The organism is Knoellia sinensis KCTC 19936, assembly GCF_000768705.1.
GTDB classification, from domain to species: Bacteria; Actinomycetota; Actinomycetes; order Actinomycetales; family Dermatophilaceae; genus Knoellia; species Knoellia sinensis.
This window is the reverse complement of sequence record NZ_AVPJ01000008.1, coordinates 50,576-66,343: the sequence shown is the minus strand read 5'-3', so window position 1 is coordinate 66,343 and position 15,768 is coordinate 50,576. Positions and strand designations below refer to the sequence as shown.

At 68.4% G+C, this 15,768-nt stretch carries 12 protein-coding genes; 9 read left to right on the top strand and 3 right to left on the bottom strand.

Going from position 1 to position 15,768, the window contains the following annotated elements; genetic code table 11:
• Positions 1–22: 22 nt before the first annotated feature.
• Both N802_RS11665 and N802_RS11660 read right to left on the bottom strand, forming a co-directional pair.
• The gene (locus N802_RS11665) at positions 23–592 is read right to left on the bottom strand and encodes a hypothetical protein (RefSeq protein WP_211254395.1); all 570 of its coding nucleotides are present in this window, start codon (positions 590–592) and stop codon (positions 23–25) included.
• Positions 593–804: 212 nt separating this feature from the next.
• Positions 805–3,096 carry a DEAD/DEAH box helicase gene (locus N802_RS11660; RefSeq protein WP_035916394.1) on the bottom strand — a complete coding sequence of 764 codons (2,292 nt, stop codon included), beginning with the start codon at positions 3,094–3,096 and terminating at the stop codon, positions 805–807.
• 126 nt (positions 3,097–3,222) lie between these two features.
• On the opposite strand from N802_RS11660, the gene N802_RS11655 reads away from it, so the two are divergent.
• From N802_RS11655 to N802_RS11615, 9 genes are all read left to right on the top strand, one after another.
• Positions 3,223–3,603 (top strand): STAS domain-containing protein, encoded by a 381-nt coding sequence (locus N802_RS11655; protein WP_425402482.1) that lies wholly within the window; start codon positions 3,223–3,225, stop codon positions 3,601–3,603.
• A gap of 156 nt (positions 3,604–3,759) precedes the next feature.
• Entirely contained in the window at positions 3,760–6,258 is a 2,499-nt protein-coding gene (locus N802_RS11650; protein ID WP_169743427.1) for a sodium-translocating pyrophosphatase, read from the top strand.
• A 363-nt stretch (positions 6,259–6,621) separates the two neighbouring features.
• Positions 6,622–7,380 carry a hypothetical protein gene (locus N802_RS11645; protein ID WP_156971379.1) on the top strand — a complete coding sequence of 253 codons (759 nt, stop codon included), beginning with the start codon at positions 6,622–6,624 and terminating at the stop codon, positions 7,378–7,380.
• Between the two features lie 201 nt (positions 7,381–7,581).
• Positions 7,582–8,292 (top strand): AIM24 family protein, encoded by a 711-nt coding sequence (locus N802_RS11640; RefSeq protein ID WP_035916393.1) that lies wholly within the window; start codon positions 7,582–7,584, stop codon positions 8,290–8,292.
• A 12-nt stretch (positions 8,293–8,304) separates the two neighbouring features.
• Positions 8,305–9,816, top strand: coding sequence for a N5-glutamine methyltransferase family protein (locus N802_RS11635; protein WP_035916390.1), 1,512 nt, complete (start codon positions 8,305–8,307; stop codon positions 9,814–9,816).
• 91 nt (positions 9,817–9,907) lie between these two features.
• Entirely contained in the window at positions 9,908–10,426 is a 519-nt protein-coding gene (locus N802_RS11630) for a CHRD domain-containing protein (protein ID WP_211254394.1), read from the top strand.
• A 154-nt stretch (positions 10,427–10,580) separates the two neighbouring features.
• On the top strand, positions 10,581–11,213 hold the full coding sequence (locus tag N802_RS11625) for a TetR/AcrR family transcriptional regulator (protein ID WP_156971378.1): 633 nt from the start codon (positions 10,581–10,583) through the stop codon (positions 11,211–11,213).
• The gene (locus tag N802_RS11620; protein ID WP_035916388.1) at positions 11,213–12,949 is read left to right on the top strand and encodes an ABC transporter ATP-binding protein; all 1,737 of its coding nucleotides are present in this window, start codon (positions 11,213–11,215) and stop codon (positions 12,947–12,949) included. Before N802_RS11625 ends, N802_RS11620 begins: the two co-directional genes overlap by 1 nt.
• Positions 12,946–14,940, top strand: coding sequence for an ABC transporter ATP-binding protein (locus N802_RS11615; RefSeq protein WP_035916386.1), 1,995 nt, complete (start codon positions 12,946–12,948; stop codon positions 14,938–14,940). The genes N802_RS11620 and N802_RS11615 overlap by 4 nt, the downstream gene beginning before the upstream one ends.
• Positions 14,941–15,073: 133 nt before the next feature.
• Here the strand turns inward: N802_RS11615 and N802_RS11610 are convergent, their stop codons facing one another.
• Positions 15,074–15,649, bottom strand: coding sequence for an NADPH-dependent F420 reductase (locus N802_RS11610; RefSeq protein WP_035916383.1), 576 nt, complete (start codon positions 15,647–15,649; stop codon positions 15,074–15,076).
• Positions 15,650–15,768 lie beyond the last annotated feature (119 nt).

Below are 15,768 nucleotides of genomic sequence, written 5' to 3'. Positions count from 1 at the left end.
GGTCCCGCCGCCCACGGTGCCGTCAGCCGCGGGGCGCGCGAGGTCCGTCAGCGTTGCCCGGTCCGTCGACGTTGCCCGGTCCCCGTGGGGGCTGAGGGGCCTGCTGCGGAACCTGAGGCATCTGCTGGGTCCGCTGTGACTGGGCTGCCTCGGCGGCCTGCTCCTCGGCGATCTCGGCGCGGCGGCGTGCCTCCTCGGTGGACAGGTGCTGTTCCTCCGACTGCCGGCGCAGGGCGGCAGCCTCCTGCTCGTGCTGTCGACGCTCTTCGGCGAGCTGGCGCTCGCGCTGCGCGAACTCCTCCTGCATGCGGCGCTCGTCCTCGAGGCGACGCTGCTCGGCGAGCTCGGCCTCCTCCTTGGCCTCGCGGCGCTTGCGGGCGCTGCGCTTGATCCCCATGCGCAGGAGCACCCAACCGAGCCAGAAGACCGTGATGACTGCGGCGCCGGTGAGCAGGAGCGCGAGCGGCGGCAGGCTGATGGAGCCGCCGAGCACGTCGATGTCGACTCCGTCGGTCAGCTGAGACGTGCCCTCGAAGAGGAGGATCCCGGCAGCGACGGCGAGCAGGACGAGGATGAGTCCGAGGATGATCACCCTTCGGAGGCTAGCGCGAACGGGCGCCATTGGGCCTGATGAGAGCCGCCTGTCGTGTCTCCGACCCAAGAAAGGGGGTGGGTCCGGGGTGTCAGGGCGACACCGCGTGAGGGGTGGCGCCGAGCGAGCCAAGAATGGGTGAACCGACCACCGATGGGTGGTCGGTTCGCCAATTGATGCATCGCTCGCGGCGTCCCACTCCTCGCGGCGCCTCAGGCGGGTCGGGACATGAGGACGAGGTCGAGCAGTCGGATCGCCCTGGCCTTGTCGAGCGGCTCGTTGCCATTGCCGCACTTCGGTGACTGCACGCAGGACGGGCATCCTCGCTCGCACCGACACCGGGCCACCGCGTCTCGTGTCGCCTCGATCCACTCACCGAACGCCCCGTGCGCCCGCTCGGCGAAGCCGGCCCCGCCGGGATAGCCGTCGTAGACCATGATCGTCGGCAGCCCCGTGTCCGGGTGCTGGTCGGTCGACACGCCGCCGACGTCCCACCGGTCCGATGTCGCTACCAACGGCAGCATCCCGATGGCGGCGTGCTCGGCAGCATGGGCCGCGCCCGGCACCTGGGCCTCCTCGATCCCGGCCTCCTCGAGCAGATCGAGGGGCATCGTCCACCACACTCCGCGGGTCACCAGGGACCGTTCGGGCAGGTCGAGGGGGTGGGTGCCGAGCACTTCGCCGGAGGGGAGCCGGCGAAGGAACGACGTCACCTGCGTCGTGACGCGGACCGTCCCGAAACTCACCTCGATCTCACCCCACTGCTCGACGCGCCGAGCGCTGACGATCTCGAACGAACTGCGCGACTGGGCGTGGGTGCTCCATCCGGGGTCTCCTCGCACCACCGTGGCTGCCCCGTGGTCCAGGTCGAGGTCGGTGACGACGAACGTGTCGCCCTGGTGCACGTGGACGGCACCCGTGTGCACCTGCGCGTGGGCTGACGCCTCGTCGATCGTCCCGAGCACCCGCCCGCTGCGACGTTCGACGATCGACACGACATCGGTCGTGCCGCGCAGGTTCACGTGGTCGCCAGGTCGGTCCTCGCGGGCCCAGAACCATCCGGTGGGTCGCCGTCGGAGGATGCCGCGCTCGACGAGCAGGTCGACGACACCGCGCGCGCCGGTGCCGAACATCGGCAGGTCCGCCTCGGTCAGCGGCAGCTCGTGAGCGGCCGCGGCAAGATGCGGGGCGAGCACGTGGGGATTGGAGGGATCCATGACGGTCGACTCGATGGGCGCACCGAAGATGGCTTCCGGATGGTCCAGGAGATAGGTGTCGAGCGGGTCGTCCGCCGCCACGAACACCGCCAGCGACTCGCGCCCCGATCGCCCAGCGCGCCCCGCCTGCTGCCAGAGGTTCGCCCGGCGACCGGGCCACCCCGCCATGAGCACCGCGTCGAGTCCGCTGATGTCGACGCCCAGCTCGAGCGCGTTCGTCGCCGCGAGTCCGCGCAGGTCGCCTTCACGCAGCGCGCGTTCGAGTTCGCGCCGCTCCTGCGGAAGATAACCGCCCCTGTATGCCGCGATCGTCGCCTCCGGAGTTCCGCCCACCTGCCCGAGCCGTCGCCTCGCGGACGAGGCCAACGCCTCCACGCCGGCCCGCGACCTCGCGAAGGCCAGCGTCTGGACGTTGCGGTCCACGAGTTCGGCCAGCAGCTCGGCGGCCTCGGTCGTCGCCGACCGACGCGACTCGTCGATCGTCGGTGGCTCCCAGAGGGCGAAGGTGAGCGCCTCGCGAGGTGAGCCGTCGATCTCGACGGGACTGACCGGCATACCGATCAAGGAAGTGGCGTGGGCCGCTGGGTGACTCACGGTCGCGGAGGCGAGCACGAACGTCGGCTGGGAGCGGTAGCGCCCCGCCACCCGCCGCAAGCGACGCAACACGGACGACACGTGGGAGCCGAAGACGCCGCGATAGATGTGGCACTCGTCGATGACGACGTAGCGCAGCGCGCGGAGGAACGGCGACCAGTGCTGGTGACCCGGCAGCATCGAGTGGTGGAGGAGGTCGGGGTTGGTGAGGATGACGTTGGCGTGCTCGCGGATCCAGCGCCGCTCGTCGGTCGGAGTGTCACCGTCGTAGGTCGCGGCGCGCACCCCTGGGATCGCCAACGCCTCGATGCGGGCGAGCTGGTCGGCCGCCAGGGCCTTGGTCGGCGCGACGTAGAGGACAGTGGCGCCCCGACCGGTCGGTGCCTCGAGTCCGTCGAGGACTGCGGTGAGGGCCGGCACGAGGTAGCCCAGGCTCTTGCCCGACGCGGTGCCGGTCGACAGCACGACGTGGGAGCCACGGTGAGCGAGGTCCATTGCCTCCCGCTGGTGCGACCACGGGCGGGCGATACCGCCGCCGGTCAGACTCGAGAGGACCTGCGGAGCGATCCAGTCGGGCCACTCCGAGACCTGCGCCGGCCGCGCCGCGATGTGCTCCACATGGCGCAGGCGACCAGCACGATCCCCCGCGGCCAGCGCGGCAAGAATCGCAGTCGGCTCGGCAGATGACGACATGCGCGTTACCGTAATGCGGTGCACTGACAGTCTTCGCGTCCCATGGACGCTGGCAGGGGGTCGGGCACACGAGTCATTCGCATTGCGTGAGCAACGAGCAAGGAGCCGGCTGCTGTGAAGCTGACCGTGTCAACCAGTGAGCGCGACGACGTCACCATCGTGACGGTGTCGGGCGAAGTCGACGTCTATACCGCCCCCCAGCTGCGCTCTGCGCTCGAGGAGAGCATCGCCGCAGGTCGGACGCAGCTTGTCGTCGACCTGGAGGACGTGGGATTCCTGGATTCGACCGGCCTGGGAGTGCTCGTCGGCCGGCTCAAGGTCCTCAAGAAGCTGGACGACGGCTGGCTGCGAGTGGTGTGCACCAACGAGCGGATCCTGCGCCTGTTCGGGATCACCGGACTCGACCGTGTGCTGCCGGTTCACGAGAGCGTCGACGCGGCGATCGAGGGCGTGCAGGTCGAAGGGGCGAGCGACGCACCGGTCGCCGAGCCCGGCGTCTCTGCCTGATTCGTCTCCCGACACTCCGAGGCGAGGCGTGACGGCGGTCACATCGTGACCGGCGCCCACATGTGACCTGAGTCACCGGGTAAGGTCCACCCCGCGTCTGCCTGTGGCACTCGATCCTCGGGCGGTTGATGACGCACACCCGTCAAGGAGGATGGAATGGCTGCACTCGCTCTCGCGCCAGCCGAGGCGACGTCCACGCTGGACCTCACCGGATCGAACGTCACGCTCGTGGTCGCTGTCGCGGTCATCGGCGCGATCGCCCTCGTCATGGGCTTCGTCTTCCGGCAGCAGGTCCTGCGTGCGGACACCGGTACCGACAAGATGCGCGAGATCGGCGCCGCGGTCGAAGAGGGGGCTCAGGCCTATCTCACCCGTCAGTTCAAGACGCTGGGGATCTTCGTCGTCCTCGTCTTCGGCCTGCTGCTCCTCCTGCCGGCTCCCGACTGGGGTGTGAAGCTCGGCCGTTCCGGCTTCTTCATCGTCGGGGCGCTCTTCTCGGCCTCGATCGGCTACCTCGGCATGAAGCTCGCGACGAAGGCCAATGTCCGTGTCGCCGCCGCCTCCCGCGGTGAGAACGGTCGCGACGAGGGCATGCGCATCGCGTTCCGCACCGGTGGTGTCGTCGGCATGGCGACCGTCGGACTCGGCCTCATCGGCGCCGCGACCGTCGTCCTCCTCTACAAGGCAGAGGCCCCCAAGGTTCTCGAGGGCTTCGGCTTCGGTGCCGCGCTGCTCGCCATGTTCATGCGTGTCGGTGGTGGCATCTTCACCAAGGCCGCTGACGTCGGCGCCGACCTCGTCGGCAAGGTCGAGGCCGGCATCCCCGAGGACGACCCGCGCAACGCCGCGACCATCGCCGACAACGTCGGTGACAACGTCGGCGACTGCGCGGGCATGGCCGCCGACCTTTTCGAGTCGTATGCCGTGATGCTGGTTGCTGCTCTCATCCTCGGCTCCGTGGCGTTCGGCTCCTACGGCCTCGTCTTCCCCCTGCTCGTCCCGGCCATCGGCGCCATCACGGCCCTCATCGGTGTCTTCATCACCAAGGCCCGGGGTTCGGAGAGCGCGCTCGACGCCATCAACCGCGGCTTCTACATCTCGGCCGTCATCGCCGCGGTCGGGTCCGCCGCAGCTGCCTGGTTCTACCTGCCCGCGACGTTCGCCGAGCTCGGCTCGCGTGACCAGGGGATCGCCTCCCTCGAGGGAGACCCGCGGATCACCGCGACGCTCGCGGTCATCATCGGCATCGTCCTCGCGGCGATCATCCTGTGGCTCACCGGCTACTTCACCGGCACCGACAAGCGCCCGACCAAGGACGTCGCGCGCACGTCGCTCACCGGCGCCGCGACCGTCGTCCTGTCCGGCATCGGCGTCGGCCTCGAGTCGGCGGTCTACACCGCGGTGATCATCGGTGGTGCCGTCTACCTCGCCTTCCTGCTCGGCGGCGGCTCGGTGGCGCTCTCGCTCTTCCTCATCGCCCTCGCCGGCTGTGGACTCCTCACGACCGTCGGCGTCATCGTCGCCATGGACACGTTCGGTCCGGTCTCGGACAACGCCCAGGGCATCGCCGAGATGTCGGGCGACGTCGACGAGGAGGCCGCGCAGATCCTCACCGAGCTCGACGCGGTCGGCAACACGACCAAGGCCATCACCAAGGGCATCGCCATCGCGACTGCCGTCCTCGCGGCCACGGCGCTCTTCGGGTCCTACACCGACGCGTGGCAGACCGCGGTCCGCGAGATCACCGACCCGGGCACGACGACGCAGGAGCAGGCCGAGGCCTTCCTCGGCGATGCCCAGGCACTCGTGACCAACCCGGCCACTCTGGTGGGTCTGCTTCTGGGTGCGGCCGTCGTGTTCCTCTTCTCCGGCCTCGCCATCAACGCAGTGACCCGTGCCGCTGGCGCCATCGTCTTCGAGGTCCGTCGTCAGTTCCGCGACATCCCCGGGATCATGGAGGGCACGACCAAGCCGGAGTACGGCAAGGTCGTCGACATCTGCACGCGTGACTCCCTGCGCGAGCTCGCGACCCCGGGTCTGCTCGCGGCACTGAGCCCGGTCATCGTCGGCTTCGGTCTCGGCATTGGCGCCCTCGCCGGCTTCCTGGCCGGCGCGATCGGCACCGGCGCGCTCATGGCCGTCTTCCTCGCGAACTCGGGCGGCGCCTGGGACAACGCGAAGAAGATCGTCGAGGACGGCCACCACGGTGGCAAGGGCTCGGAGGCCCACGCCGCGACGGTCATCGGCGACACGGTCGGTGACCCGTTCAAGGACACCGCTGGCCCCGCCATCAACCCGCTCCTCAAGGTGATGAACCTCGTCTCGGTGCTCATCGCCCCCGCGATCGTCATCCTGTCGGTCGGCGGCGACGCGAGTGCCCCGCTCCGCTATGGCATCGCCGGCATCGCGCTCGTCATCGTCGTCACGGCCGTGGCCATCTCGAAGCGTCGCGACCTCGCGATCGGCGGCGACGACGACGTGGAGTCGGCCGGCGAGCTCGACGCCTCGGCGCCCGACTCCGGTGCGGTGACCGAGCCCGGTGAGGCCGTCGACGAGGCTCTCGAGCAGGGCGATCTCGCCGACAAGGGCGACGTCCTGACCGACGGCGACGGCGTCAGGAACGGCGACGCGGTCGAGGTGCCCGCCCAGCGCTAGGCGCGCACACGGCATACGCCGCGGTTCTGAACCCGTGCGAGCCAAAAGTTGGTGAGCCGACCACCCACGGGTGGTCGGCTCACCCATTGGTGCATCGGTCGCGGTGCCCTGTGGATAACACCCCGGGCGACATCGCCATCGCTGCCACGATCGAGCATGCCCACCTCGAGCCCACATGAACCGGTGTTCAGCCGACTGCGTCCCACCGCGGATCTGCGCAGACTGGGAGAGAGTCCTGAAGACCGGGATGCTCGGGGCAAGCCCAAGTGGACGATGGTCCGGCACGGGGTGGTTGCACCGGCAGACCTATGGACTGGCTTGAAGCCGGAACAGCGACACGCCGCCTTCGTCCACGCGTCAGCCATGCAGATGAGGGGCTCGAGGCTGATCGGGTTCTCCCACACGTCGGCTGCCGCGCTTCGGGCGTTGCCGCGCATCACTCCGTGGCCCACGCGCATTGCCGTGACCTCGACGCGCCCGACGGTGCGCTCATCAGGTCTGGTGAAGAGGCACATCGGCGAGGTGGATGAGTATGACGTCATCGATGGTCTTCTCGTGACGACGTTGACTCGCACGATCATCGACATCGCACGCGCCGAGGAACTCCCTGACGCGGTTGCGGCGGCCGATCATGCGCTGCACCACAAGTTGTGCACTCGCGAGGAACTCATGGCCGAACTCGACAAGGTCCCCGTGGGCGCGAGGGGGCGGGCGCGGGCCGCTCTGGTCGTGGACTTTGCCGAGCCCGGGGCGATGTCGGTGGGGGAGTCCTTGTCCCGAGTCCAGATGTTTCGGCTCAACGTCCCGAGGCCCCAGCTGCAAGTGCCCATCGAGGATGACGACGGACTGGTGGGCATCTGCGATTTCTGGTGGAAGCGGGAGCGTGTGGTGGGGGAGTTCGACGGCCTCAAGAAGTACCAGGTGGACGAAGGCATGGCAGCCGAGGAGGTCACGCAGGTGCTCTGGCGTGAGAAGAAGCGAGAGGACCGCATCCGGGCTACCGACCGCAGGATGGCGCGGTGGGTCTGGGCGGAGGCCACTCGGCCACAGCTCATGGTCGCCAGGTTGGCGGCACAGGGAGTTCGGCCCACTGCCCGCAACGAGTGGTTCGACGCGGCTTAGGTGCCCAGAGAGCCTCGACCTGGGTCCCCCGACTGACCGGGAGCCGAGCGAGCCAATAATTGGCGAATGCATCATCCACCGGTGACGCGCTCGGGAACTATTGGCTCGTTCGCGCCACAGATGACCGTCGCAGCTCTGGCGCGGAGCGGGAATGCTCGGGAGCCCCGTCGTCGCGCCAGAGGGCGGCCCTAGGGTGGGGGCATGCGCTCCTCGCTCTTCGAACAGGCCAACCTCGAGCTCGAATCCGACCACGCGTTCGCCCTCCAGAACCCGCAGCTCCTGAGGGTGCGGCTCGGTGCCGACGTCCTCGCCGTCAAGGGCGCGATGGTCGCCTACCAGGGGCAGGTCCGTTTCGACCACGAGAAGGCCGGCAGCGTCGGCAAACTCTTCAAGAAGGTCGTCACCGGCGAGGACGTCAGCCTCATGCGTGTCGCCGGGAACGGTGAGGTCTTCTTCGCCAGCGACGCCGGCTTCGTGCACCTCATCGAGCTCACCGGTGACGGGATCAGCCTCAACGTCCGCAACCTCCTGGCCTTCGACGCGGCGATCGAATGGGACATCAAGCGCGTCCAGGGCGCGGGGATGATGAGCGGAGGCCTCTTCAACACCACCCTCCAGGGCACGGGCACCGTGGCCATGCACACGGTCGGGCAGCCGGTCGTCCTCGACTGCTCGCAGCAGCCGACCTACGTCGACGTGCAGTCCTGCGTCGGTTGGTCGCTCGGTCTCGTGCCGCAGGTCGTGTCGAGCATGAACATGCGCTCGATGCTGCGAGGCGGGAGTGGCGAAGCGTTCCAGTACGCGTTCCACGGCCCGGGCTTCGTCGTCGTCCAGCCGAGCGAGGGCCCGCCGGCGGCGGCCTCGGGCGGCGGAGGCGGCGGCGGCATGCTCGGCGGACTCCTCGACGGCTGAGCGAAGCACGTCGTGTCCGCCCGCGTACCGCACCTCGACCTCGATCTGATCGCGCGCCTGCGCACCGACCTGGCGGCTGCAGACTTCACCGTGACCGGGGTCCTCGACGTGCTCGGACCTCTCGCGAGCAGTGCGCTCTTGCGCGAGCAGCCGCTGCCTGCCCGCCGGGTGGCTGGTGCTTCGAACGCTCCGGCCGCGACCCTCATCCGGCTCTTCACCCTCGGTGACCCCGTCGACGTCTCCGAGGTCGACGTGGCCCTGCCGACCCTGCGTGCGACTGGTGCGGTGGACCTCGGCCTCCTCGATGAGGAGGGCGACGCCGTGGTGGCGCGGTTCGACGTGCGTCCCTACGCCGCTGACGAGCGCCACTGGTGGGTGGTGTCCGATCTCGCGGAAGTCGCGACGGGATCGCCGGTGAGGGAGGACCACGTCCTCGGCATCGGTGGGGCCTCGACGACTCTCGCGGCATGGACGATCCGTCGACCGGTCGGCACCGCTCTCGACCTGGGCACTGGATGCGGCGTTCAGGCCCTTCACCTCGGGGCCCACGCCGACTCGATCGTCGCCACGGACCTCTCCGAGCGAGCTCTCGCCTTCGCACGATTCACGGCAGCTCTGAACGACGTGCACTGGGACGTGCGCGACGGCTCGATGCTCGAACCCGTTGCAGGACAACGCTTCGACCTCATCGTCAGCAACCCGCCCTTCGTCATCACTCCCCGATCGGGCGAGGTGCCGTTGTTCGAGTACCGCGACGGAGGGGCTGCTGGTGACGCGGTCGTCGCCGGACTCGTGCGCTCGATCGGGGAGCACCTCGAGCCAGGGGGAGTGGCGCAGTTCCTCGGCAACTGGGAGGTGCCGGCGGGTTCCACCTGGACCGAGCGTGTCGGCGGGTGGCTGGACGGCGCAGGCGTGGACGCGTGGGTCGTCCAACGCGAGGTGCAGGACCCCGCGGAGTACGCCGAGACGTGGTCTCGCGACGGCGGTCACCACGCCGGGACGGCGGACTTCGACGCGATGTATGCCGCGTGGCTCGACGACTTCGCATCTCGCGACATCGAGTCCATCGGCCTCGGGGTGATCACCCTGCACCGGCCGACCACGGACCGCGAGCCCTTCCTCGACCTCATGGACGAGCGTGGACCCGTCCCCCTGGCGATGGGCGAGGCCGTGTGGGTGGGGCTGGAGGCGCGCACGTGGTTGGCAGAACACACCGATGACGAGGTGCTCGACCGGGCGTGGAAGGCGACGCCCGACGTCACCGAGGAGCGTCACACCCTCCCCGGCGCCTCCGATCCGTCGGTGATCGTGGCTCGTCAAGGCGGTGGGCTGGGACGGATCATCACGCTCTCGACGGTGACCGCGGCATACCTCTCCGTCGCGGACGGTGAGCTCACCCCAAGGCAGGCGGCAGGCGCGATCGCCGGAATCCTCGACGTGGATCCGGCCGAGACCGAGCGCGAGATCGTCGCGTTCGTGCGCGATGCCGCCAAGGACGCGCTGCTGGTCGAAGCGCAGGCCTGATCCGGGCCGGAGCAATCCGGAACGCCATCGGCAACGAACAACGCACAGGGTCGACTCCGCGACCCTCCCTGCGAAAGTGAGTTGATCCGCAATGAAGCGCATTCTCATCGGCGGTGCCATGGGCGCCGCCGGACTCGCGGCCGGCCTCGTGCTGGCACCCAGCGCGGCCCAGGCGGGCCACACCAACACCCTCATCGGGGCCCACCTCACGGGTCGGGCCGAAGTGGCCGCTGACGGTTCCAACCGGATGGCCGGCGACCCCAACGGTCGGGGTGAGGCCTACGTCTTCGGCATCGACGGCGACCCCACGACCCTCTGCTACATCCTCGAGGTGAGCAAGATCGCCGAGCTCGACCAGGCGCCCGGCGGACCGCGGATGGCGCACATCCACGAGGGCGCCAAGGGCGCCAACGGACCGGTCGAGGTCAACCTCGCCTTCCCGCAAGGCGGCCAGGCGGCGGACTGCCTCACCGAGGGTGAGGTGGGCAAGGGTCTCGACCCGGGCGAGGTCCAGGAGATCCTCGCCAACCCGGAGGACTACTACGTCAACATCCACAACGGTGAGTTCCCCTCCGGGGCCGTTCGGGGCCAGCTCCACTCGGACGACTGAGACGCCTGAGGCCGACTCAGGCAGCAGCACCAACCACCGACGGATCGGCCCGCCCGTGAGTGAGTGGGCGGGCCGATGGGGACTTCGTGGCCCGTAACGCCGCAGGTCAGGAATCTTGTTGTGAGTGAGTGCTCACTCACTCATACTTGAGGACGTGACTCCCCGCGCCCCCGCCATGAGCCCCGAAGCCCGCCGGGCCTCGATCATCGCCGTGACGATGCCACTGCTCCGCGAGCGGGGTCGGGTCGTCAGCACCAAGGAGATCGCGAAGGCGGCAGGGATCGCCGAAGGCACGATCTTCAGGGTCTTCGAGAGCAAGGAAGCGCTCATCGAGGCGACGATCCACGACGCCTTCGACAACTCCACCCTGATCGTCGAACTCGCCGACATCGACCGGGCGCTTCCGCTCCGTGGGCGGCTGGCGGCCGGCGTGGCGATCATGCAGGAGCACCTCCGCGGCATGTTCGCCCTCATGACCGTGCTGCAGTCCTCGGGGCAACCCCTGCGACCGCACCACGACGGCGAGGCACACCGCCGGCGCGAGGAGGCGACCGCAGAGCTCGACGCAGCCTTCGTCGAACTCATCGGCGGCGACGCAGCCCACCTGCGCATCCCTGCATCCACCTTCGTGGGCCACCTGCGGATGCTCACCCTTTCCAGCGTCCACCCGATGCTCGGCGGGGAAGCGTCCTCGCCGGAGGCACTGATCGACGTGCTCCTCGACGGTGCGCTCGCGAGCGACGCGCGCCTCACCCAGAACTCCACGTCCACCAGGGGGAACAAGTAGTGCTGATCAGAATCATGCGTGACTACCTGCGGCCCTACCGCGGGTCACTGGCGGTGCTCGTCCTGCTGCAACTGGCAGGCACGATCGCCGCGCTCTACCTGCCGAGCCTCAACGGCAGGATCATCGATGAGGGTGTCGCCAAGGGCGACACCGACTACATCCTCTCGGCAGGCGGCTGGATGCTCGCCGTGTCCCTCGTGCAGATCGCCGCGTCGATCGCGGCGACCTATCTCGGTGCGCGTGCCGCCGCCGCCTTCGGTCGCGACCTGCGAGCCGGCATCTTCGCCAGGGTCGGCGACTTCTCGGCTCAGGAGGTCTCGCGCTTCGGCGCCCCGACCCTCATCTCACGCAACACCAACGACGTGACGCAGATCCAGACCGTCGTGTTCATGGGTGCCGCGATGATGGTCTCGGCCCCGATCATGATGATCGGCGGCATCATCATGGCGTTGCGTGAGGACGTCGGCCTGTCCTGGCTCGTCGCCGTGGCCGTGCCGCTGCTGGCGCTCTGCGTCACCCTCGTCATCCGCAAGATGATCCCCAACTTCCGCCTCATGCAGGAGTCGGTCGACTGGGTCAACCGCGTGCTGCGTGAGCAGATCACGGGCATTCGGGTCGTGCGTGCCTTCGTCCGTGAGGACCATGAGAAGGAGCGCTTCGCCGAGGCCAACACGCAATACACCGGCACCGCGCTCGCCGTCGGCAAGCTCCAGGCGCTGATCTTCCCGATCGTCATGTTCATCTTCAACGCGTCCACCGTGGCCGTCCTGTGGTTCGGCGCGCAGCGCGTCGACAGTGGTCAGATGCAGGTCGGTGCACTCACCGCGTTCATGGCCTACCTCATGCAGATCCTCATGTCCGTGATGATGGCGACGTTCATGTCGATGATGATCCCGCGTGCCACGGTGTCCGCCGGACGCATCGCGGAGGTGCTCGACACGTCGTCGACCGTCGTGCAGCCGATCCAGCCGGCGGCGTTGCCCACCGGTGGCACGACCGTCGAGTTCCGCGATGTCGAGTTCGCCTACCCTGGCGCCGATGTGCCTGTGCTGCAGGGGATTTCGATCACGGCGGAACCCGGGCGCACCACGGCGATTATCGGCAGCACCGGTTCGGGGAAGTCGACGCTGTTGTCCCTCATCCCGCGGCTCTATGACGTCACCGACGGTGCAGTCCTCCTCGGCGGGGTCGACGTGCGCGACGCGACCCTCGAGGACGTGTGGTCGCGCATCGGGCTCGTCCCGCAGAAGCCCTATCTGTTCACCGGCACGGTCGCGTCGAACCTTCGCTACGGCGACGCCAATGCCACGGACGAGGACCTCTGGGAGGCGCTGCGCATCGCCCAGGCCGAGGACTTCGTCCGCGCGATGCCCGAAGGCCTCGAGAGCCACATCGCCCAGGGCGGAACCAACGTCTCAGGTGGGCAGCGTCAACGCCTTGCCATCGCGCGCGCGCTCGTCGCCAAGCCCGACGTCTACCTCTTCGACGACAGCTTCTCGGCGCTCGACCTGGCCACGGATGCAAGGCTCCGTGAGGCACTCAGGCCGGTGACACGGCATACGACGGTTGTTGTTGTCGCACAACGGGTCTCGACGATCATCGACGCCGAACACATCGTCGTGCTCGACGACGGAGTCGTCGTCGGCCAGGGCACGCACGACGAACTCCTCGAGACGTGCCCGACCTATGTCGAGATCGTCGAGAGCCAGCGCAGCGCAGAGGAGGCGGCGGCATGACCGACCGGATCCTCACCGAAGAAGAGAAGGCCGCCGCGGAGCGTCGGGGCCCGGGTGCCGTTCACCGCGGCGGACCGCCGCACATGCGCGTGGGTCAGCCGGGGGAGAAGTCGGCCAACTTCCTTCCGTCGGCCAAGCGCCTCCTGGGACTCATGCGTCCCGAACGACTTGCCCTGTATGCCGTCCTCGCCTTTGCCGTGGGCAGTGTGGCCCTCAATGCGATCGGGCCCAAGATCCTGGGGCGGGCGACCGACCTCATCTTCGCCGGTGTCGTCGGCAAGCAACTCCCCACCGAGGGCACCGTCGCGCAGATCGCTGCGGGGCTGCGGGCCCGAGGTCAGGACACCTTCGCCGACATGGTCGAGAGCATGCCGTTCCTCGTTCCCGGTGCCGGCATCGACTTCGGTGCTGTCGCCCGAGTGCTCCTCATCGTCATGGCGATCTATGTCGTTGCGAGCCTGCTTCAGTGGGCGATGGGCTACATCCTCACCGGCGCGGTGAACCGCACGATCTTCAACCTGCGTCGCGACGTGGAGGACAAGCTCAACCGTCTGCCGTTGCCCTACTTCGACAACCAGCCGCGCGGTGAACTCCTCAGTCGCGTCACCAACGACATCGACAACGTGTCGCAGAGCCTCCAGCAGACGCTCAACCAGATGCTCACGTCCTTGCTCACCGTCGTGGCGATGGTGGCGATGATGCTCTACATCTCGCCGCTGCTCGCGCTCATCGCGCTGGTGACGATTCCCGTGACGATGGTGGTGACCGCCCTCATCGGCAAGCGGTCGCAGAAGCACTTCGTGCAGCAGTGGAAGTCGACGGGGGAGCTCAACTCCATCGTCGAGGAGACCTACACCGGCCATCAGCTCGTCAAGGTGTTCGGCCGTCAGGACGAGGCCCGCGCGTCGTTCAAGGCGAAGAACGACGACCTGTTCGCTGCAGGGTTCGGGGCGCAGTTCGTCAGCGGCATCATCATGCCGACGATGATGTTCATCGGGAACCTCAACTACGTCGTCATCGCCGTGGTCGGCGGGCTGCGCGTGGCCAATGGTTCGATGACCCTCGGTGACGTGCAGGCGTTCATCCAGTACTCGCGTCAGTTCACGCAGCCGCTCACCCAGGTGGCGTCGATGGCCAACCTCATGCAGTCCGGGGTGGCTTCTGCCGAGCGGGTGTTCGAGGTGCTGGACGCACCGGAGCAGCAGGCCGAGGCGGCCCGGCCCACTGTGCTCGACGACCCCCACGGGCGCGTCGAGTTCGAGAACGTGTCCTTCTCCTACAGCCCCGACTCCCCGCTCATCGAGAACCTCGATCTCACCGTGGAGCCGGGGCAGATGGTCGCCATCGTCGGCCCGACCGGTGCGGGCAAGACGACGCTCGTGAACCTCATCATGCGGTTCTACGAGCTGGACTCCGGTCGCATCACGCTCGATGGCGTCGACATCACCGACCTGACGCGGCACAACCTGCGCGGAGAGATCGGGATGGTGCTGCAGGACACCTGGCTGTTCGGCGGGACGATCCGCGACAACATCGCCTATGGGCGGCCGGGTGCCTCCGACGAGGACGTCATGGCCGCCGCGCGCGCGACCTATGTCGACCGGTTCGTCCACTCACTGCCCGACGGCTACGACACGGTCCTCGACGCGGAGGCCGGCAACATCAGCGCCGGGGAGAAGCAGCTCATCACCATCGCGCGCGCGTTCCTCTCGGACCCGGCACTGCTCATCCTCGACGAGGCGACGTCGTCGGTCGACACCCGCACGGAGCAGCTCGTGCAGCATGCGATGTCCGCGCTGCGTCAGGACCGGACGAGCTTCGTCATTGCCCACCGGTTGTCGACGATCCGCGACGCCGATCTGATCCTCGTGATGGAGAACGGCCGGATCGTCGAGCAGGGCTCGCACGCGGACCTGCTCGCTGCGGGTGGTGCTTTCGCCGCCCTGTATGCCGCGCAGTTCCGTTCCGCAGTCGCCGAACCCGTCGAGTGAGGGGTTGCGTCCGCGAGTGTGGTCGCCCAGGTGACCAAAGTTGCGGACGCAAGCGGGCGGCATACGAAAGCGTCCGCAACATTGGTCGCTCTGGTGACCAATGTTGCGGACGCTAGCCGCAGGTGGGGAGGGGTCAGCGGACGACGCCGAAGCCACCGTTCCACGAGACCTTCTCGCCGGCGGCGAGCGTGATCTGGAGGAAGCCGAGGGCCTCGAGCTCGCGGGCCCGCTTGAGGGAGCCGGCGTCGATGGCCTTGAGGCCACCGGCCTCGATGAAGTCAGCGACGGAGGACTTGGCGTCCGCGTCGTCACCGGCGATGAGGACGGTCGTCGGGAGGGGGCCGACCTCCTTGGCGGCGAGCGTGCCGCCGAAGGTCGTGTTGAAGGCCTTGACGACCTTGGCGTCGGGGAGTGCGTCAGCGATGACCGCAGCCGCGGAGGAGTCGGCCGGAACGTCGAGTCCGTCGAAGGTCTCCTGGTTCACCGGGTTGGTGATGTCGACGACGACCTTGCCCGAGAACTGGTCGCGGCGTGCCTCGACGATGCCAGCGACCTCGCCGTAGGGGACGGCCAGGACGACGATGTCGCCGGTGACGGCGGCGGCGGCGTCCTCCTTGCCGAGGACCTGGACCTCGTTGCTGCCGGCGTTGGCGATGTCGGCGATGGCGCCGCCCATGTTGCCGCTTCCGAAGATCGTGATGCTGGCCATTGCTGCCTCCTGTGGTGGGGTTCGGATCGTGTTCTTGGTTGATGTTACAACTAAACTCGTTGATTGTGCAACCAATGAATCGATGGGGCAGGTACGGGTCCATGTTGGCGCTAATCTCG